At 73.1% G+C, this 20,638-nt stretch carries 5 protein-coding genes; 4 read left to right on the plus strand and 1 reads right to left on the minus strand.

The genetic code is table 11. The features are described from left to right. Both AB0A97_RS35660 and AB0A97_RS35665 read left to right on the plus strand, forming a co-directional pair. Positions 1-379 (plus strand): transposase (locus AB0A97_RS35660; protein ID WP_361158243.1); only part of this gene is annotated, 379 nt, incomplete at its 5' end. Between the two features lie 298 nt (positions 380-677). After that, complete coding sequence (locus AB0A97_RS35665; protein ID WP_361158246.1) at positions 678-2,273, plus strand: carboxylesterase family protein; 1,596 nt, start codon at positions 678-680, stop codon at positions 2,271-2,273. Positions 2,274-2,716: 443 nt separating this feature from the next. Here the strand turns inward: AB0A97_RS35665 and AB0A97_RS35670 are convergent, their stop codons facing one another. After that, the gene (locus AB0A97_RS35670) at positions 2,717-3,739 is read right to left on the minus strand and encodes a methyltransferase (RefSeq protein ID WP_361158248.1); all 1,023 of its coding nucleotides are present in this window, start codon (positions 3,737-3,739) and stop codon (positions 2,717-2,719) included. Between the two features lie 669 nt (positions 3,740-4,408). Between AB0A97_RS35670 and AB0A97_RS35675 the strand changes: the two genes are divergently transcribed. Then, positions 4,409-5,077 (plus strand): DUF1707 domain-containing protein, encoded by a 669-nt coding sequence (locus AB0A97_RS35675; protein ID WP_361158250.1) that lies wholly within the window; start codon positions 4,409-4,411, stop codon positions 5,075-5,077. A 939-nt stretch (positions 5,078-6,016) separates the two neighbouring features. Further along, positions 6,017-20,638 (plus strand): type I polyketide synthase, encoded by a 14,622-nt coding sequence (locus tag AB0A97_RS35680; protein ID WP_361158252.1) that lies wholly within the window; start codon positions 6,017-6,019, stop codon positions 20,636-20,638.

A 20,638-nucleotide genomic window follows, 5' to 3' on the forward strand; every position in this document is an offset into this window, starting at 1 on the left:
CCACCAGCTCGGCGCACCGATGGTTGTGATCTGGGACAACCTCAACGTCCACAAGGACGCTCGCCTGCGGACCTTCATCGACGCTCGCGACTGGATCACCTGCTACTACTTGCCGCCCTACGCTCCCGACCTCAACCCGGTCGAGGGGATCTGGTCGCTCCTGCGCAGGAATTGCCAGGCCAACACCGCCTTCAGCGACCACGACCAACTACTGGCAGCCCTCCGCCGCGGCCTCCGCCAACTCCAGTACCGAAGCAACCTCATCGACAGCTGCCTCGCCGCAACCAGACTCGCACTCGCGACAACGCGCAGACAACCTCAGTACACCGTCACACGGGTCTCCTGGCCCAGCTCCGTCGGCCGGGGGCCAGGTGGGTGATCTGCTGGTCAGCGACCTCGACGACCTTGTGACTCAGATGCGGCATGGACGAACTGGCGCCCAGCACAAGGGCAACGCGATGGGCGAACAGCCGCGCCCACCGACCTCCGCCCCCGACGCCCACCGGCCTCCGGACCTGAGACAGGGCCGCCCGTCGGTCCCTCCCGGCCACCTGGGCGGCGACCCGATTGGGGCGGGGAGCAGACACCCCGTAAGGGGACCGCTCGAAATTGAGTTGTCTGTCCGCCGCGGACGCGCTGAGGATGATCGAAAGAGAGCCGCGACATTGTGAGGCCCCATGCACATCACCGTCCCCACCACCGCAGGCCGGATCCGCGGACGGCGGAAAGGCGAGGTCACGGCGTTCATGGGCATTCCCTTCGCCGCACCGCCGTTCGGCCCGCGGCGTCTACGGCCCCCCGAGCCACCGCAGCCGTGGACCGGAGTACGCGACACGTTCGTCCCCGGCCCCAGCGCGCCCCAGCCGGGTTACCTGCCCGCGATGGCCGGGCTGCTGGAAGAAGCAGCGAACCCGGGCGAGGACTGCCTGAACCTCAATGTGTGGACACCGGCTCCAGGCCGCAGCGCGGGACGGCTTCCGGTCATGGTCTGGATCCACGGAGGCGCGTTCCGCAACGGAGCCGGCACCCTGTCTTCCTACGACGGCGCGCGGCTCGCCACCGACGGCGTCGTCTGCGTCACCCTCAACTACCGGCTCGGCGCGGAGGGCTTTCTCCTGCTGCCCGACGGCACGGCCAACCTCGGCCTCCTGGACCAGATCGCCGCACTGGAATGGGTCCGCGACAACATCGCCGGATTCGGCGGCGACCCGGACAACGTCACCGTCTTCGGCCAGTCCGCCGGTGCCATCAGCATCACCGCGCTCATGACCATGCCGAGAGCCCGAGGACTGTTTCGCCGTGCGATCACTCAGAGCGGTGCCGGCCACCACAGTCACCCCGAAGACATCGGCCGGCGCATCACCGAGCGGCTGGCCGCCCTCGCCGGTGCGGAGCCGACACGGGACGGCCTGACCGCCCTGCCGCCCGAGCGGCTCATCGCCGCCAACGACGCTCTGGGCCGGGAGATCGCGCAGGCGAGCGATCCCGGACCATGGGGCGAATCGGCAGGCGGTGGAACCACCGTGCTACCGGTCGTGGACGGAACCACCCTGCCCCGGCGCCCGATCGACGCACTCGCCGACGGAGCGAGCCGGGACATCGATCTGCTCACCGGCACGACCAGCGACGAGTTCCGTCTCTTCCTCATCCCGCTGGGGATCGGACCGCGGATCACCGACGACGTACTCCACGGCTTCCTCGCCGGTCTCGGCCTCGATCCCGTCGAGGCCCGCCGTGTGTACGCAGCCGCACATCCTGGCGCGACCCCCGGCGACCTGCTGTCCGCGGCCATGACCGACCACGCCTACCGGATTCCGGCCCTCCGCGTGGCCGAGGCCCGCGCCGCCCACGGAGCGGACACCTTCCTGTACGAGTTCGCGCGCCGCTCGCCCGTCCTCGACGGTGCCCTCGGCGCCTGCCACATGGCGGAGATCGGCTTCGTCTTCGGCAACCTCGCTGCTCCGCTCACCGGTCCCGACGCCCCACAGGAACTCTCCGAACAGGAACGCGCCGAACAGGAACGCGCCAAACAGGAACTCTCCGACCGCATGCGTGAGGCATGGATCTCCTTCGCCCGGACCGGCCACCCCACCGGCGCCTCCGGTGGCGCGCTGCCGCACTGGCCCGCCTACGGGGGGCGGCGGTCCGTCATGCGACTGGGCGACGCCGCCCCCGTCGTGCTGGAGGATCCGGCAACGTACGAACGACGGCTCTGGGAGGGCTTGCGAGAGGGCGTGACCGGCAAGTCCCTGACCGACAAGACCCACGGCTGACCAACTGCGGGCGGCGCGTCGTCGCCGTGGACGCGCGGCTGTGTCTGCGCTGCAAGGTTGTCCGCTGCTGCGCGCGGCCGCCGCGTACGAGAGTGCGCCGCCCGCAGTTCGACGCCGACCTGCGGGCCGCAGGAGGGTTTCATGCCTTGCGCCACCTCTACGCCTCCGAGGGACTGGAGGCCGACGAGTCCCTCGTATCCCCGGCGCGGTGGCTGGGGCACTCGGGTCCCGGCTTCACGCGGCGGCCAGCCGCGCTCGTTGGCCTGGACGACACCCCGGTCCCCGAAACAAGGCCATGGGCCGGGAGCCGGGCTGCCCCTGGCCAGGGCCGCTGTGCCCGGGGCGGGCTGTCCTTGGGTTGGTCCGGGACATTGCTTCGGGGGTGTTCTGGTTCTCCCGCCCTCGCGGCACTGTTACCGCTTGTAGCGGGCTGGATGCGGAGGCTAGAGGGTGGGGATGCAGGTGGTGATGCTGAGGTCTGCGGGGCAGGGGGTGATGGACAGGACGTCGAAGCCGGCTTGGGTGGCTTCGTGGCGCATGTCGGCTTCGCTGCGGGTGCGGGCCTGGGGTTCGCCGACCACCATCTTGATGACGTTGCGAAACGCGGCTCCGGAGTCGTGTTCCGCCAGGGGATCGATGATCAGGAGTTTGGGAGGGGCTCCGGCGGAAGTGCGGGGGGTGGCGGTCATGGCGGTGTGGATGTTGCGCAGGATCTGCACGCTGGTGGTGGTGTTCCAGTCGTGCAGGACGTTCTTGATGAGGTAGAGGTCGCCCCCGGTGGGGACGTCCTGGAGGATGTCGGTGGGCTGGAAGGTGAGGCGGCTGGCGAGGTCGGCGTTCTGGGATTCGGCCAGGGTGCGCTGGGCGCGGTGGCAGGTGTCGGGGCGGTCGGCGCAGATGCCGTGCAGGTGCGGGTGGGCGCTCAGGAGGGCCTGGAGCAGGGTGCCGTTGCCGCCGCCGACGTCGACGATGGTGTGCACGTCGTCGAGGGGGAGGTTGTCGGCCAGCAGGGTGCCGATCGGGCGGGTCCAGTCCTGCATGGCGAGGTCGAAGATCCGGGCGGTGTGCGGGTGGCCGTCGAGGTAGTCGTAGAGTCCGACGCCGAAGGTGCACGGCATCACGGCGGTGCCGGTGCGCACGGCCTGGGTGAGGCCGCCGGTGGCGGCCTGGCCGTACAGGCCGCACAGCAGGGTGGCCAGGTGGCGGATCGATTCGGGGTGGTCGCTCTTGAGAGGTTCGGACATCGGGGAGTTGGCGTAGCGGCCGTCTGCGTCGCGGGTGAAGACGCCCAGCGCGGTCAGGGCCTGCAGGACGGAGTCGAGCGAGTCGGTGTCCGCCTCGACGGTCTTGGCCAGTTCGGCAGCGGTGGCCGGGCCGTCGGCCAGGGCGTCGGCGATGCCCAGTTCGGCGGCGGTGCCGACCGCTGAGGAGGCCATGGCGCCCATGAGCAGGTTCATCAACGACATTTCCGAGTTTTCCAATCGGTCAAGGCCGTCACGGCAGGTGGCCGATGCCGGGCCGGTGTCCCGGCCGTCCTGCCTTGCCGAGGCCGTCCCGTGAGCCGTCCGTGCCGTTCCGGTGGTACGCGGGCGGGCGGGGCGGGCTGTGGCGGCCTGGGGCGGGGCGGGGTGACCGGTGCACACGACGCCGCCGTGCGGGCTGCGGTGGTGTTCCGGGCGGTGCACGGGCCGGGCGCGGTGGTGCTGCTGTGCGGGCGCAGTCTGTTCGGCACAGGCTAGACGGGCCGCCGTTGCGGACGGACTGTTCAACCTGCGACGGCCCTGCCTGGTCCGGGGGTGGACTGTCCGTTCCGGGGGCCGGGTGGGTGCCTGCTCGGTGGCCCGGCAGACATGCGGGCCGGGCGCGGGCGGTCGGTGCCTTGCGGCCTGGGCCGGCCGTCGGCCGCCGGTAGTGGTCCATGGAGGTGGTGCCGGTGGTCGATGATGTTCCGGCTGCGGTGGTCCGCAGCGGCTCCGATGGTGGTTCCGTTGGTGGTTCCGTGGGCGGTTGGGGGCGTTCACGCGCGCCCGGTCGGCAGTTGAACGTCTGAGGGGCGGTGCCGTTGTGGCCAGGCCGGCGGAGGCGTCGGGCTGGTGTGCCTTGAGTTTGGGCCGGGGGAGGAAGAGGGTGGGGGTATGAGCGATGAGAAGGTGCCGACCGACGACGGCACGCAGGACGAGCAGGCAGCCATGCGGGCTTCGGACGCGGACCGGGAGCAGGTGGCGGAGATATTGCGGGACGCCGCCGGGGACGGGCGGCTGACCTTGGAGGAGGTCAGTGAACGGGTGGAGAGCGCGCTGCGTGCCCGTACGGTCGGCGAACTCGCCCGGCTGACCCGTGATCTGCCCGTCTCCCCGGTGCCGGCCGGTTCCCGGGAGCAGCCGGGGCGTGGCCGGGACGTTGTGGAGATCGACCAGCGGTGGGGCACCCTGCACCGCTCCGGTGCCTGGGAGGTCCCGCGCCACCTGGACGTACGGATGCACGGCGGAGACGTGAAACTCGACTTCACCGAGGCCGAGTTCAGTCACGCCAGGCTGGACCTCGATGTGCAGATCAGCGTCGGCGGGAATCTGGTCCTGGTGGTCCGGCCGGGCATCGTGGTGCACACCGATGACCTGAGCGTGGGGGTGGGCGACGTCAAGTACCGCAATCCCGCCTCCGATGCGCAGGCGCCGGTCGAACGTGAGGTGTACGTCACCGGGCGTCTCAAGGGCGGTGACGTGGTGGTCCGCCACCCCCGGCGGACGCTGGGCCGGTGGTTGCGCGGCGAAGACGCCAAGAACGCCGGTGAGGAGAAAAGCTGAAGCAGTATCCGGCAGCGAGACCGGCGCGGGGCGGTGGGGCGACAGAAAGCCGTCTCGCGGCCCCGCGCCGGTATTCGTGCCGCGGAGCGGCCGCCCGCCCTCGGCCTGGTCCCCTTCCACGAGGCGTCCATTCCCGCGTCGGCCGGGGGCCCCGGCCGTCCCGATTCATTTCCTGCGGCGGCGGGGCTGCCGTTTCGGGCCGTTATTGCGCGGGGTGCTTTGCTTGGGGCGGTGCGGGCTGCTGTAGGTCTGCACGGTCAGGTGGGGGAGCGGAGTGATGGCGGTAGGAGGGCGGGGGTGCGGGGGCTGAAGCCGGGCTGGGTCGGTTCGGCCGGTTTCCTTGCGTGCGGCGCTCTTTGGTAGGGCGGCTCCTTTCGTGGGGGTTCTTTGATGGGGCGGCTGTGGGCTGCTGTCGGGCTTGGGGTTCGTGTTTTCGCTTGGCCCTGTCGTACGGTCGCCGGCCGACCGGCCGGCGCGGTGTCCGGGGTTCGTGGTCTGTGCGGGGTGGCGGTGGGATGCGAGGGGGTGTCCGTGTTCGGCCGGGTGCCGGGTGCCGGGTGCCGGGTGCCGGGGGTGCCGGTGTCAGTGCTGGTGGGGTGTCGGACGGGGCGTTCAACTGACACGTACCGACACGTTGCGGCGCCTGTGGGGCCTGGATAGGTTCCTGTCACCGGTGGGCTCGACCTTCAGGGAATTCCTCAGCGTCACCCGGTTTCTTCGTCCGGACGTATTGACGGTAATCGTGAGGTGGCGCATTGAGCGGCAGGGGCCCGCCGGGTCCTTCCCGCAGTGAGAGCGTGAGGGTATTCCACTGCCGGGCCCGGGTGTTTTCCCCCGTGCTGCCCGCGCACCGAAGTATGGCGTAATTCCTGGGCAGTCCGCATCGCGGTCACAGAGATCGGAGCGGCGCATCTCGGCAGGCAGGACGGCGGGTTTCTGATGGCCAACGAAGACAAGCTCCGCGATTACCTCAAGCTCGTGACGGCCAATCTGCGTCAGGTCCGCCGTCGGCTGACCGAGGTGGAGGAACGCAGCCAGGAGCCGATCGCGATCGTCGGTATGGGCTGCCGTTTCCCCGGAGGGGTGAACGGCCCCGCGGACCTGTGGCGGCTGCTGGCTTCGGGCACCGATGCGATCGGCCCGTTCCCGGCCGACCGCGGCTGGGATCTGGAGAACCTCTACGACCCCGACCCGGACCGTCCGGGCACCTCCTACGCGCGGCACGGCGGGTTCGTCTACGACGCGACCGACTTCGACGCCGACTTCTTCGGGATCAGCCCGCGTGAGGCGGCGGCCATGGACCCGCAGCAGCGGCTGCTGCTGGAGGTGGCCTGGGAGGCGCTGGAGCAGGCCGGTATCGATGCGAACGCGCTGCGCGGCAGCTCCACCGGTGTGTTCGCCGGCTCCTACGGCCAGGGTTACGGCACCGGTCCCTCCGTCAGGACCCAGGGGCTTGAGGGCCACCTGCTGACCGGCGTCTCCACCAGTGTCACCTCGGGCCGCCTGGCATTCACCTTCGGCCTGGAGGGCCCGGCGGTGACGGTGGACACCGCGTGTTCCTCTTCCCTGGTGGCGCTGCACATGGCCGCGCAGGCGCTGCGCGCGGGGGAGTGCTCGCTGGCCCTGGCCGGCGGTTCCACGGTGATCTCCGCGCCGTCCGTGTTCGTGGGATTCTCCCGGCAGCGGGGCATGTCGGCCGACGGACGCTGCAAGTCCTTCAGCCAGGACGCGAACGGTTCGGGCTGGGCCGAGGGCGTGGGCCTGCTGGTGGTCGAGCGGCTCTCCGACGCGCGGCGCAACGGCCACCATGTACTTGCCGTGCTGCGGGGCAGTGCCATCAACCAGGACGGTGCGTCCAACGGGCTGACCGCGCCCAACGGTCCGTCGCAGCAGCGGGTGATCCGTGCTGCGCTGGCCAACGCCCGTCTCACGCCCGGTGACGTGGACGTGGTGGAGGCGCACGGCTCGGCGACCAGGCTGGGCGACCCGATCGAGGCTGAGGCCCTCCTGGCCACCTACGGCCGGGAGCGGCCGGAGGGCCGGCCGCTGTGGCTGGGTTCGGTGAAGTCCAACATCGGTCATACGCAGGCTGCTGCCGGTGTTGCGGGTGTCATCAAGACGGTGCTGGCTCTTCAGCATGAGCAGTTGCCGCGCACGCTGCATGTGGACGAGCCGACGCCGCACGTGGACTGGTCGGCGGGTGAGGTCAGGCTGCTGTCCGAGCCGGTGCCGTGGCCCAGTGGCGAGCGGGTGCGCCGGGCGGGTGTCTCCGGTTTCGGGATGAGCGGCACCAACGTGCACGTGATCCTGGAAGAGGCCCCGGCCGAGGAGGTCGTTGAGGCCACGGACCCGGCCGGACAGGACGGACCGGCCACGGACGCGGGCGAGGCGGAGGTCCCGGCCGAGTCGGCCGATACCGGCGAAGTGTCCCAGTCGGCGGACACTGTGCCTGCCGTTCTTGCGGCGGGTGGGGCGTCGGCGTGGTTGGTGTCGGGTCGGTCTGCGGAGGGTCTTGTTGCGCAGGCGGGTCGGTTGGGGGAGTGGGTGGCGGCGCGGCCGGGACTGGGTGCGGGTGATGTGGCGTGGTCGTTGGCGGTTGCGCGGGCGGTGCTGGAGCATCGTGGTGTGGTGGTGGCTGACGGCCGGGCCGGCCTGTTGGACGGGGTGGGGGGTCTGGCGGCCGGTGAGTTGTCGTCGGGTGTGGTGTCGGGGGTTGCTCGGGCCACGGGTCGTACGGTGTTCGTGTTCGCCGGGCAGGGTGCGCAGTGGGTCGGTATGGGCCGGGAGTTGTTGGTCTCGTCGCCGTTGTTCGCGGCGCGGTTGGCGGAGTGCGAGGCGGCGCTGGCGCCGTATGTGGACTGGTCGCTCGGTGATGTCCTGGCGGGTGTGGAGGGTGCTCCCGCGTTGGAGGCGGCTGAGGTTGTTCAGCCTGCGTTGTGGGCGGTGATGGTGTCGTTGGCCGCTGTGTGGGAGGCCGCTGGCATCGTGCCGGATGCGGTGGTGGGGCATTCGCAGGGGGAGATCGCTGCGGCGACGGTGGCGGGGATGCTGTCGCTGGAGGATGCGGCGCGGGTGGTGGCGGTGCGTTCGCGTGCGTTGTCGTCGCTGGATGTGGCTGGGGCGATGGTGTCGGTGGTGATGCCGGCTGACGCGGTGCGTGAGTTGGTGGCGGGTTTCGACGGCCGGTTGTCGGTGGCTGCGGTCAACGGCCCGGCGTCGGTGGTGGTCTCCGGAGAAGCGGAGGCGCTGGCTGGATTCGAGCGGGAGCTGGCGGCGCGGAAGGTGCTGCGCTGGCGGATTCCGGCGACGGATTTTGTTGCGCATTCGCCGGCGGTGGAGCCGCTTGCCGCCCAGCTTGAAGTGGAGCTGTCGGGTATTGCCCCGCAGGCGGGCCGCATCCCGTTGGTCTCGACCGTTACGGGGGAGTGGCTGGCCGGGCCGGAGGTGGATGCCGGGTACTGGTTCGCGAATCTGCGGCAGACGGTGCGTTTCGAGGAGGCCGTCCGCAGCCTGCTGGAGGCGGGTTACGGGGCGTTCGTCGAGATCTCCCCGCACCCGGTGCTGACCGCCGCGGTGAGCGAGACCGCGCAGGACGCGAGCACTGCCCAGGAGACAGGCACTGCTCACAGCACGGAGACGGGTGCCGCCCAGGCCGCGGCCGCAGTCACAGCGCAGGTGCTGAGCATCGGCACGCTGACGCAGACCGACGCCGGTGCGGCCGGGCTGCTGCGTGCCTTCGCGCAGGCGCATGTGGCGGGGCTGCCGGTGGACTGGCGGAAGGTGTTGCCGGCCGGTGAGGTGGTGGAGCTGCCGACTTACGCGTTCCAGCACCGCCGTTACTGGCTGGAGCCCTCCGTCGCTGTCGGCGGCGGGGACGGGGCACCCACCGAGGTGGAGGCACGGTTCTGGGCCGCCGTCGAAGGCGGCGACCTCTCGGGTCTCGCGGACACGTTGGCCGTCGAGGACCGTCGGCAACTGCTTGAGGTTCTCCCGGTGCTGGCATCCTGGCGGCGCCGCGAGCAGGAACGTTCGGCCACCGAGAGCTGGCGCTACCGGATCACTTGGGCGCCGGTGGCCGACCCGGTACCGGCCCGGTTGGCCGGCCGCTGGCTGCTGCTCGTACCGGCTTCGGAGGTCGACGGGGCGTTGGCGCGTCAGTGCCGTGCGGCGCTGTCCGCCCGTGGTGCGGACGTTGTCGTGCTGGAGATGGCCGGGGCTGCCGGTCGTGAGGCGGTGGCCGATCAGGTCCGCGCTGTGTCGGCGGCGGACGGGTTCGCGGGTGTTCTGTCCCTGCTGGCGTTGGACGAGACGCCGATGCCGGGCCATCCGGCGCTGACCGTGGGTCTGGCCGCCACCCTCGCCCTGGTGCAGGGCCTCGGCGATGCCGAGGTGGACGCCCCACTGTGGGTGGCCACCCGTGGAGCCGTCGCCACCGGCCCCGACGAGGCGCCGACCAGCCCGCTGCAGGCGCAGGTGTGGGGTCTGGGGCGGGTCGTCGGTCTGGAGCACCCCGAGCGCTGGGGCGGTCTGGTCGACCTGCCCGCCGACTTCGACGGGCCGGACGGGCAGGTCGCGGTGCGGCTGGGCGCGGTACTGGCCGGCTGTGGTGAGGACCAGGTGGCGATCCGAGCGGCCGCCATCCTGGGCCGGCGGCTGACCCACGCTCCGCAGCCCGTCCTGCCGGACCGGCCATGGCGGCCGGGTGGCAGTGTCCTGGTCACCGGCGGCACCACGGCGGTCGGCGGGCACGTGGCGCGCTGGGCGGCCGGGCGCGGCGCCGCCCAGTTGGTACTGACCGGCGCCCCCGAGCACGAGGGGGTCGCGGCGCTCGCCGCCGAACTGGCCGCCGCGGGCGCCGGGGTGGACGTCGTGGCCTGCGACGTCAGCGACCGCGCCGAGACGGCCGGAGTACTGGCGTGGATGCGGGACCGGGGACCGGCGCTGTCCACGGTGTTGCATCTTGCGGAGATCGTCGACAGTGCGCCGGTGGACGACCTGGACGCGGCGGAGCTGGCCGTGGTCCTGGCGGCCAAGGCGGGCTCGGCGGCGGTGCTGGACGAGCTGACCGCCGGCTGTGACCTGGACGCGTTCGTGCTGTTCTCCTCGGTCGCCGCCGTGTGGGGCGGCGGTCGGCAGCCCGGCTTCAGCGCGGCCAACGCCTATCTGGAGGCGCTGGCCGAGCACCGGCGGGCCCGCGGCCTGGCCGCTCTGGCGGTGGCCTGGGGCCCGTGGAACGCGGGCACCACCGCCACCGGCGACGACGGTGTCCAGCTTGAGCGGCGCGGGCTGCGCCTGCTGGATCCCCGGGCGGCCACCGGCGCGCTGTCGCAGATTCTGGACGGCGACGAGAGCCGGCCGGTGGTGGTGGATGTCAACTGGGCACAGTTCGCGCCGCCGTTCACACTGCGCCGCCCCAGCCCGCTGATCGCCGGCCTGCCCGAGGTCGCCGCGGCGCTGGCCGCCGGCACCGCCGAGGAGGCGGAGACCGTCCCCGAGGCGCGCAGCTCGCTGCTGCGCCGACTGGCCGGGCAGAGCGACACCGAGCAGCAGCGCACCCTGACCGACCTGGTCAGGGGCGAAGCGGCAGCCGTGCTGGAACACTCCTCGGTACAGGCCGTCGGCAGCGGGCGGGCCTTCAGCGAGCTGGGTTTCGACTCGCTGACCGCGGTGGAGCTGCGCAACCGGCTGGCCACCGCCACCGGCCTGGCGCTGCCCGCCACGCTGCTCTTCGACTATCCCAGCCCCAGAGTGCTGGCCGGCTACCTGGCCGCCGAACTGCTGGGCAGCCCGGCCGCCGGGGCCGACGCCGCCGTCACGGTCCCGGTGACGGCCGGTGCGGAGGAGGACGACCCGGTGGTCGTCGTCGGCATGGGCTGCCGCTTCCCCGGAGGGGTCAAGACCCCCGAGGACCTGTGGCAGGTGCTGGCCGGCGGCACCGATGCGATCGGCGCCTTCCCGACCGACCGCGGATGGGACCTCGACGCCCTCTACGATCCGGACCCGGACGCGCCGGGTACCGCCTATGTGCGTCAGGGCGGCTTCGTCCACGACGCCACCCGCTTCGACGCCGGCTTCTTCGGGATCAGCCCGCGCGAGGCCCTCGCCATGGACCCGCAGCAGCGGCTGCTGCTGGGCACCTCCTGGGAGGCGCTGGAGCGCAGCGGCATCGTCCCCGGCTCCCTGCGCGGCAGCCGTACCGGCGTGTTCGCGGGCGCCAGCTTCTCCGGCTACGGCCTCTCCCAGCCGCAGGCGGCCCAGGGCCTGGAGGCGCACCTGTTGACCGGCACCACGACCAGCGTGCTCTCCGGCCGCCTCGCCTACACCCTGGGCCTCCAGGGCCCGGCGATCACCGTGGACACCGCCTGCTCCTCGGCGCTGGTGGCGGTCCACCTGGCCGCGCAGGCGCTGCGCTCGGGGGAGTGCACACTGGCGCTGGCCGGCGGCGTGTTCGTCGCCTCGACCCCGGAGCTGTTCGTCTGGGTCAGCAAGCAGCGTGGACTGGCCCCGGACGGCCGCTCGAAGTCCTTCGCCGCCGACGCGGACGGCATGGGCATCGCCGAGGGCGCCGGGATGGTGGTACTGGAGCGCCTGTCCCAGGCCCGGCGCAACGGCCACCCGGTGCTCGCGGTGGTGCGCGGCTCGGCGGTCAACCAGGACGGAGCGTCCAACGGGCTGACCGCGCCCAACGGCCCCGCGCAGCAGCGCGTGATCCAGGAGGCGCTGGCCGGCTGCTCGCTGACCTGCGCCGAGGTGGACGTGGTGGAGGCGCACGGCTCGGGCACCCCGCTGGGCGACCCGATCGAGGCCCAGGCACTGCTGGCCACCTACGGCCAGGACCGCGGCGAGGGCGATCCGCTGTGGCTGGGTTCGGTGAAGTCCAACATCGGTCACACCCAGGGTGCGGCCGGCATCAGCGGCCTGATCAAGATGGTGCTGGCGCTCCAGCACGAGCAGCTGCCGAAGACCCTGCATGCCGAACAGCCCTCGCCGCACGTCGACTGGACCGCGGGCGCGGTACGGCTGCTGAGCCAGGCGCAGCCCTGGCCGGCCGGTGGCGAACGGACACGCCGGGCCGGTGTCTCCTCCTTCGGCGTCAGCGGCACCAACGCCCACCTAATCCTCGAAGAGGCCCCCGAGGCTGCCGAGATTCCTGATGCCCCGCAGTCCCCTGGGACTTCGCAGGCACCCGAGGCTGCCCAGGCACTGCCGGTCCTGCAAGCCCTGCCCACCGGCGCGTCCGGTGACGGCGCGCAGGCCGCGGCACCGCCCGCGCTGCTGGAGGCGCCCGGCCCCGTCGCCTGGCTGGTGTCCGGGCGGACGGCGGACGGACTGCGCCGGCAGGCGGCCCGTCTGGCGGAGCACCTGGCGGCCCACCCCGGGGCGCAGGTGGCGGACGTCGCCTGGTCGCTGGCCACCACCCGTACGGTGCACGAGTACCGGGCCGTGGTGAGCGGCGAGGACCGTGCAGAACTCACCGCGGGACTGGACGCGCTCGCCGCCGGACTGAGCAGCCCCCAGGTGATCGCCGGCGCCACCGCGGCCGCCGAGGGCGCCGAGGAGGCCGGGCCCGTCTTCGTCTTCCCCGGGCAGGGCGCCCAGTGGGCCGGCATGGGACGCGAACTGCTGGCCACCTCAACGGTGTTCGCCGAACGCTTCGCCCAGTGCGCCGAGGCGCTGGCCCCGCACGTGCACTGGTCGCCGACCGAAGCGCTGGCCGGCGCCGACAGCGCGCCGGGACTGGAACGCGCCGAGGTGGCGCAGCCGCTGCTGTGGGCGGTGATGGTGGCACTGGCCGCGGTGTGGGAGGCCGCGGGCGTCACCCCCGCCGCGGTGGTGGGCCACTCCCAGGGGGAGATCGCCGCCGCCACGGTGGCCGGCATCCTCTCCCTCACGGACGCGGCCGCCGTCGTGGCAGTACGCAGCCAGGAGCTGTCCGCCCTGGGCACCAGCGGCGGGATGCTGTCCGTGGTGATGCCCGTCGCGGCCGTACGCGAACTGATGGAGCCCTGGGGCGACCGGCTGGCCGTCGCCGCGGTCAACGGGCCCGCCACCACCGTGGTCTCCGGACAGCCGCAGGCGCTGGCCGAGTTCGGGGCCGCCCTGGCGGCCCGGCGCGCCATGCGCTGGCCGGTCCCGGCCGGCGACTTCGTTGCGCACTCGACCGAGGTGGACCGGCTGTCCGGGGCGCTGGCCGAGCGGCTGGCCGGCATCCGGCCGCAGGCCGGGCACACCCCGATGTTCTCCACCGTCGAGTGCCGCTGGGTGGACGGCCCCCAGTTGGACGCCGGCTACTGGTTCGCCAACCTGCGCCACACCGTGCGCTTCCAGCAGGCGGTGCAGGAGCTGGCCGCGGCCGGCCACGGCACCTTCGTCGAAGTCTCCCCGCAGCCGGTGCTCACCGCCGCCATCGACGAGACCTTCCAGGAGCTGGCCACGGCCGGCACCCCGGTGGTCGCCGCGACACTGGAACGGGAGCACGGCGGCCCGCAGCGGCTGCTGGCGGCCTTGGCGCAGTTGCACGTGGCCGGCACCGCCGTCGACTGGCGCCGGGTGCTGCCCGCCGGTCGCCGTATCGAGCTTCCCACCTATGCCTTCGCCGACCAGCGTTACTGGCTCGGTGCCGACCACCCGGCCGGCCCCACCGCCCTCGCCCCCGCCCAGCCCGGTACGGCCACCGAGGCCGAGTCCCGCTTCTGGGCGGCCGTCGAGGACGGCGACGCACCCCGCCTCGCCGCCACGTTGGACGTGGACGCCGCACAGCCCTTCGACGAGGTCCTCGCCTCGCTGGCGGCCTGGCGGCGCCGCGAGCGGGACCGCGACGTCACCGCCGGCTGGCGCTACCGGGTCGGCTGGAGCCCGCTGAGCGACCCGGCCCCGGCCCGCCCGTCCGGTACCTGGCTGGTGGCGGTCCCCGCCGCACCGGCCCCCGGCACCGCGGACCTCATCCAGGCGTGCACCGACGCACTGACCGCGCGCGGCGCCCGGACCCAGGTGGTCCAGGTGGCCACCGGCACCGAGCGCGCCACGCTGGCCGATGCCCTGACCGAGGCCCTGCGCCCCGGCCACACCGCGCCGTCCGAAGCAGGCCCCGCCTCCACCCCGACGCCGGTGGCCGGTGTGCTGTCGCTGCTGGGACTGGACGAGACTCCGCTGGCAGACCACCCGGCGGTTCCCGGCGGCCTGGCCGGCACACTGGCCCTGCTGCAAGCGCTGTCCGATGCCGACGTCAGCGCGCCCCTGTGGATGGCGACCACCGGCGCGGTGGCCACCGCCCCCGGCGACCGGCTGACCCGCCCCGTACAGGCGGCCACCTGGGGTCTGGGCCGGGTCGTGGCACTGGAACAGCCCGAGCGCTGGGGCGGTCTGATCGACCTGCCCGCGACCCTGGACGAGCGGGCCGCCGCCCGGCTGTGCGCGGTACTGGCCGGCTGCGGGGAGGACGAGGTGGCCATCCGGCCCGCCGGCATCCTCGCCCGCAGGCTGGCCCGGGCCCCGCGACCCGCCACCGTCCGGCCGTGGACCCCGCGCGGTACCGTCCTGATCACCGGCGGCACCGGTGCCGTCGGCGGACACGTGGCGCGCTGGCTGGCCGGCCGCGGCGCCCAGCGGCTGGTGCTGACCGGCCGCTCCGGCGCCGGAGCCCCGGGTACCGCCGCCCTCGCCGCGCACGTGGCCGCCGCCGGCACCACCGTGGAGATCCGCGCCTGCGACAGCGCGGACCGCACCCAACTGGACGCGCTCCTGGGCCGGATCGCCGCCGACGGACCGCCGCTGACCGCCGTCATGCACACGGCCGGTGTCCTGGACGACGGCGTACTGGACCGGCTGGACGCCGACCGGCTGGCCAACGCCCTGGCCGCCAAGGCCACCGGCGCCGCCCACCTGGACACCCTGACCGCCGACTGCGACCTGGACGCCTTCGTACTGTTCTCCTCGGCGGCCGCCACCTTCGGCGGTGCCGGGCAGGCCAACTACGCCGCGGCCAACGCCTTCCTGGACGCCCTGGCCGACAACCGGCGCTCCCGCGGCCTGCCGGCCCTGTCCATCGCCTGGGGCCCCTGGGCCGGCGACGGCGTCTCCCAGGCCACCGAGGCGGCTCGGCAGCGGCTGCGCCGCAACCGCTGGGAGGTCCTGATGGACCCCGAGCTGGCCGTCCAGGCCCTGGGCACCGCCCTGGCCGGCACGGACACCGTGCTGACCGTCATGGACCTCGACCTCGCCGCCTTCGCCGCCGCCCCCGGGCAGCAACAGGCCCTGGACGCCCCCCTGCTGCGCGATCTGGCAGAGGTCCAGCAGCTCAAGACGGCCCGGCACGCCGACGGCGGTGCCCAGCCGGCCGCGGGCGAACTGACCCGGCGGCTGGCCGGACTGTCGCGGGCCGAGCAGGACCGGCTGCTGGTGGACCGGATCCGCACCGAGGCCGCCGCCGTGCTCGGCCACGCCGGCTTCGACGAGGTCGAACCCGGCCGCGCCTTCAGCGAGCTGGGCTTCGACTCGCTGACCTCGGTCGAACTGCGCAACCGCATCGCCGCCTGGACCGCGCTGCGCCTCCCGGCGACGCTGATGTTCGACCACCCCACCCCCACGGTCCTGGCCGCACACCTGCGCACCACGCTGCTCGGCTCCCCGGACGCCGACCCCGCCGCGACCCCGGACCCGGCCCAGGACCTCACGGGCCACACCGACCGCGACCCGATCGCCGTCGTCGCCATGAGCTGCCGCTTCCCCGGCGACGTGAACACCCCCGAGGACCTCTGGGGCCTGCTGGCCGCCGGCGGCGAGGGAATCTCCGGCTATCCGCAGGACCGGGGCTGGGACGCCGACGCCCTGTTCGACCCCGACCCCTCGCACGCCGGCACCTCCTACACCCGCGAAGGCGGATTCCTGCACCAGGCCACCGGCTTCGACGCCGGCTTCTTCGGGATCAGCCCGCGCGAGGCGCTGGCCATGGACCCGCAGCAGCGTCTGATGCTGGAACTGTCCTGGGAGGCACTGGAATCCGCCGGCCTGGACCCCGCCACCCTGCGCGGCTCGCGCACCGGCGTGTTCATCGGCGGCTACTCCTCCCACTACAGCCTGGCCAGCATGCAGCTCGGCGGCCAGGACGGCGCGGCCCAGGTGGAAGGCCACCTGGTCACCGGAAACGCGACCAGCATCATCTCCGGCCGCGTCTCCTACGTCCTGGGTTTGGAGGGCCCGGCGCTGACGGTGGACACCGCCTGCTCCTCGGCTCTGGTGGCGCTGCACACCGCCGCCCAGGCCCTGCGCTCCGGGGAGTGCCCGCTGGCCCTGGTCGGCGGGGTCGCGGTGATGGCCACTCCCTGGGAGATGGTCGGCTTCGCCCGGCAGCGTGGACTGGCGGCGGACGGCCGCTCCAAGGCATTCTCCGCCGACGCCGACGGCATGGGCATGGGCGAGGGCGCCGGTATGGTCGTACTGGAGCGGCTCTCCGACGCCCGGCGCAACGGCCACCGGGTCCTGGGCGTCATCCGCGGCTCCGCCGTCAACCAGGACGGTGCCTCCAACGGCCTGACCGCCCCCAACGGTCCCTCGCAGCAGCGCGTGATCCGCGCCGCCCTGGCCAACGCGGGACTGACCTGCGCCGAGGTGGACGTGGTGGAGGCACACGGCACCGGCACCCCGCTGGGCGACCCGATCGAGGCCCAGGCCCTGCTGGCCACCTACGGCCAGGAGCGCCCCGAGGGCCGCCCGCTGTGGCTGGGCTCGGTGAAGTCGAACATCGGCCACACCCAGGCCGCCGCAGGCATGGCAGGCCTGATCAAAATGCTGCTGGCGCTGCGGCACGAGCAGCTTCCGAAGACCCTGCACGCCGAACAGCCCTCGCCGCACGTGGACTGGGAGTCCGGTGAGGTACGGCTGCTCACCGAGCCGGTGGCCTGGCCGTCCGACGGCGACCGGGTGCGCCGGGCCGGTACCTCCGCCTTCGGTATCAGCGGTACCAACGCGCACGTGATTCTGGAGGAGGCCCCTGCGGTCGACGTCGAGGTCGGGGCGGGGAGCGAGGGCATTGATTCGGGGCCGGTTGCGGCTCTTGCGGATGCTGGTGCGTGGGTGGTGTCGGGTCGTACGGCTGAGGCGTTGTCGGCGCAGGCCGGTCGGTTGCGGGAGTGGGTGTCGGCGCGTCCGGGTCTGGGTGCGGCTGATGTGGCGTGGTCGCTGGCGGCGACGCGGTCGGCGTTCGAGCACCGTGCGGTGGTGCTTGGTACGGAGCGTGGTGCCCTGCTCGATGGCGTGCACAGCCTGGCTGCTGGTACGTCCTCGCCTGTGGTGGTGTCGGGGGTGGCCCGGACCGATGTCCGGGTGGGTCTGGTGTTTGCGGGGCAGGGTGCGCAGTGGGTGGGTATGGGTCGTGGGCTGTATGCGGGTAGCACGGTGTTCGCCGAGGTCTTTGACCGGGTGTGCGGGCTGCTGGAGTTGGAGCTTGGTGCTGGGGTGTGCCTGCGGGATGTGGTGTTGGGTGTGGAGGGGGTGGACGCTGGCCTGGCGGATCAGACGTTGTATGCGCAGGCGGGGCTGTTCGCTTTCGAGGTGGCTTTGGCTGCGGTGTTGAAGGCCGCTGGTGTGGTGGCGGATGCGGTGGTGGGTCATTCGGTCGGTGAGGTGGCCGCGGCCTATGTGGCGGGGGTGCTGTCGCTGCCGGACGCCTGCGCTCTGGTAGCCGCCCGGGCCCGGCTGATGCAGGAACTGCCGTCGGGTGGGGCGATGGCGGCGGTCAACGCCGCGGAAGCGGCAGTCGTCGCCTCGTTCGGCGAGGTGCCGGGTGAGCTGTCGCATGAGGTGGCCATTGCGGCGGTCAACGGCCCGGAGTCGGTGGTGATTTCGGGTGCTGCCGAGGCGGTTGATGCGGTGGTGGAGTTGTGGCGGGGCCGGGGTTGCCGGGTGCGGCGGCTGCGGGTCTCGCACGCCTTCCACTCCTCAGCCATGGACCCGGTGCTGGGCGAGCTTCGTAGCGTTGCGGAGGGGTTGGAGTTCCGTCGCCCGGAGGTGATGTGGGCCGGTGCCCTCACCGGTGGGTTGGTGTCTGAGCCGCAGGCAGGCTACTGGCCTGCGCAGACCCGCGGGACCGTACGGTTCGCGGATGCGGTGGCCACCCTGGCAGCGGAGGGCGTCTCGGTCTTCCTCGAAGTGGGCCCGGACGGCTCACTCTCCTCCCTCGGCCCCGACGCGGTCGCCGGCGTGGACGGCGCCGAGCCCGCCTTCGTCCCGCTCCAGCGACGCAGTACCGAAGGCTCCGCTGGCCTGTTGACCGGTCTGGCCCGTGCCTTCGTCAACGGCGCCCCGGTCGATTGGGCGTCGGTGCTGCCTGCCGGTGAGCAGGTGGAGCTGCCCACGTATGCCTTCCGGCACCAGCGGTACTGGCCCAACGGCATACAGACCCTCCCGCACGCCTGGGGCGACAGCGCGTCCGCAACTGCGCAGGACCGGTTCTGGGCGGCCGTCGAGGACGGCGACCTCACCGACATCGCCGGCACCCTCCCCGCGGAGGACGCACAGCAACTGGCTGAGGCGCTGCCCGCGTTGGCGTCCTGGCGCCGCCGCGAACAGGACCGGTCGGCCACCGCCGACTGGTTCTACCGGGTGGCATGGGAGCCGGTCACCGACCCGGCCCCGGCAGAACTGAGCGGCACCTGGCTGCTGGTGGCCCCCGCCGGACCGGTCGCGCAGGCGCTGACCGAGCACTGCACGCAGGCACTGACCGCCGGGGGCGCCCGGGTCGTGCCCCTGGAAGCCACCCAGACAGCCGACCCCGAGCGGCTGGCGGCACAGATCGCCGCGGTGCTTCCCCCGGACGGCGTCGCCGGCGTCGTCTCCCTGCTGGCCCTCGACGAGACCCCGCTGCCCGGCCATCCGGCGCTGACACAGGGCCTGGCCGGTTCCCAGAATCTGACGCGGGCTCTGGTCGCCGAGCACGTGCTCGCCCCGGTGTGGGGCATCACCCGCGGCGCCGTCGCCGTGGCCCCCGAAAAAGCGCCGGACCGCCCGGTGCAGGCGCAGGCATGGGGACTGGGCCGGGTCGTGGTCCTGGAACACCCCGACCACGGCGGCGGGCTGATCGACCTGCCCGAGCAGTGCGACGAGCACACCGCACAGCGGCTGCGCGCCGTGCTCGCCGGCTGTGGCGAGGACCAGGTGGCCCTCCGCCCGTCCGGCATCCACGGACGCCGGCTGACCCGCGCCGCGCAGCCGCGCGAACGCGCCGGGCAGTGGACACCGCGCGGCACCGCCCTGATCACCGGCGGCACCGGTGCCATCGGTGGGCACGCGGCACGCTGGCTGGCCGGCCGCGGCGCCGAACGGCTGGTACTCACCAGCCGCTCCGGCCCCGGCGCCGCCACCAGCGCCGCGCTGGCCGCCGAACTGGCGGCGGCCGGGACACAGGTGGACATCCTGGCCTGCGACGCCGCCGAGGAGGCCGCGTTGGCCGGCGTGATCGACTGGATCAGCGTCGGCGGCCCGCCGCTGACCGCCGTCCTGCACGCGGCCGGCCTCGGCCAGATGACCCCACTGGACCAGGCCTCGGTACCGGAACTGGCCGCGGTCCTCGCGGCCAAGGCCGCCGGCGCGGCCGCCCTGGACCGGCTCACCGCCGACCTGGAACTGGACGCCTTCGTCCTGTTCTCCTCCGTCGCCGCCACCTGGGGCAGCGCGATGCAGGCCGGCTACGCGGCGGCCAACGCCTACCTGGACGCCCTGGCGCAGGACCGCCGGGCCCGCGGCCTTCCCGCCACCTCGGTGGCCTGGGGCCCGTGGGGCGGCGGCGGCATGACCGACGAGGAAGCCACCGGCCACATGGAGCGGCGCGGCCTGCGCCTGATCGACCCCCACGCGGCACTCGGCGCCCTGGCCCGGGCACTGGACGGCGACGACCCGACGCTCACCGTCGCCGACGTGGACTGGGAACGCTTCGCGCCGCCGTTCACGCTGCGCCGCCCCAGCCCGCTGATCGAGAGCCTGCCCGAAGTGGTCCAGGCGCTGGCCGCCCGCGGCGACGACGGCGACGCCCCGGAGGCGTCGGCCGCCGGCAACGCGCTGGCCCGCCAACTCGCCACCCTGTCCCCGACCGAACAGGACCGGCTGCTGATCACACTGGTGCAGACCGAGGCCGCCGCCGTGCTGGGCCACCCCAGCCCCGAGTCGGTGCAGGCCGAACGGGCCTTCAGCGACCTGGGAGCCGACTCGCTGACCGCCGTGGAACTGCGGGACCGGCTGGGCCGCGCCACCGGGCTGCGCCTGCCCAGCACCCTGCTGTTCGACTACCCGACCACGGCCGCACTCGCCGGCCACCTGCGGGACCGCCTCACCGAGGAGAGCAGCCCCGCCCGACCCGTCCTGGCCGAACTGGACCGGCTGGAGGAAATGCTCACCGCGGTGCCCGGCGGCGGCGACGCCGCCCAGATCACCAACCGGCTTGAGATCGTCCTCTCCCGCTGGAAGCAGACCCAGGCCCAAAACGCCGAGACCGAAGTCGCGGAGAAGCTCGAATCATCGTCCGACGACGAAGTCTTCGACTTCATCGGCAAAGAACTCGGAATCTACTGA

Origin of the sequence: Streptomyces sp. NPDC045470, assembly GCF_040646595.1 — a bacterium.
Lineage (GTDB): Bacteria > Actinomycetota > Actinomycetes > Streptomycetales > Streptomycetaceae > Streptomyces.

What these genes read in the sequence shown, in the direction of transcription:
- AB0A97_RS35665 (WP_361158246.1), top strand. Translation starts at nt 678, where the DNA reads ATGCACATCACCGTCCCCACCACCGCAGGCCGGATCCGCGGACGGCGG.
- AB0A97_RS35670 (WP_361158248.1), bottom strand. Translation starts at nt 3,739, where the DNA reads ATGTCGTTGATGAACCTGCTCATGGGCGCCATGGCCTCCTCAGCGGTC.
- AB0A97_RS35675 (WP_361158250.1), top strand. Translation starts at nt 4,409, where the DNA reads ATGAGCGATGAGAAGGTGCCGACCGACGACGGCACGCAGGACGAGCAG.
- AB0A97_RS35680 (WP_361158252.1), top strand. Translation starts at nt 6,017, where the DNA reads ATGGCCAACGAAGACAAGCTCCGCGATTACCTCAAGCTCGTGACGGCC.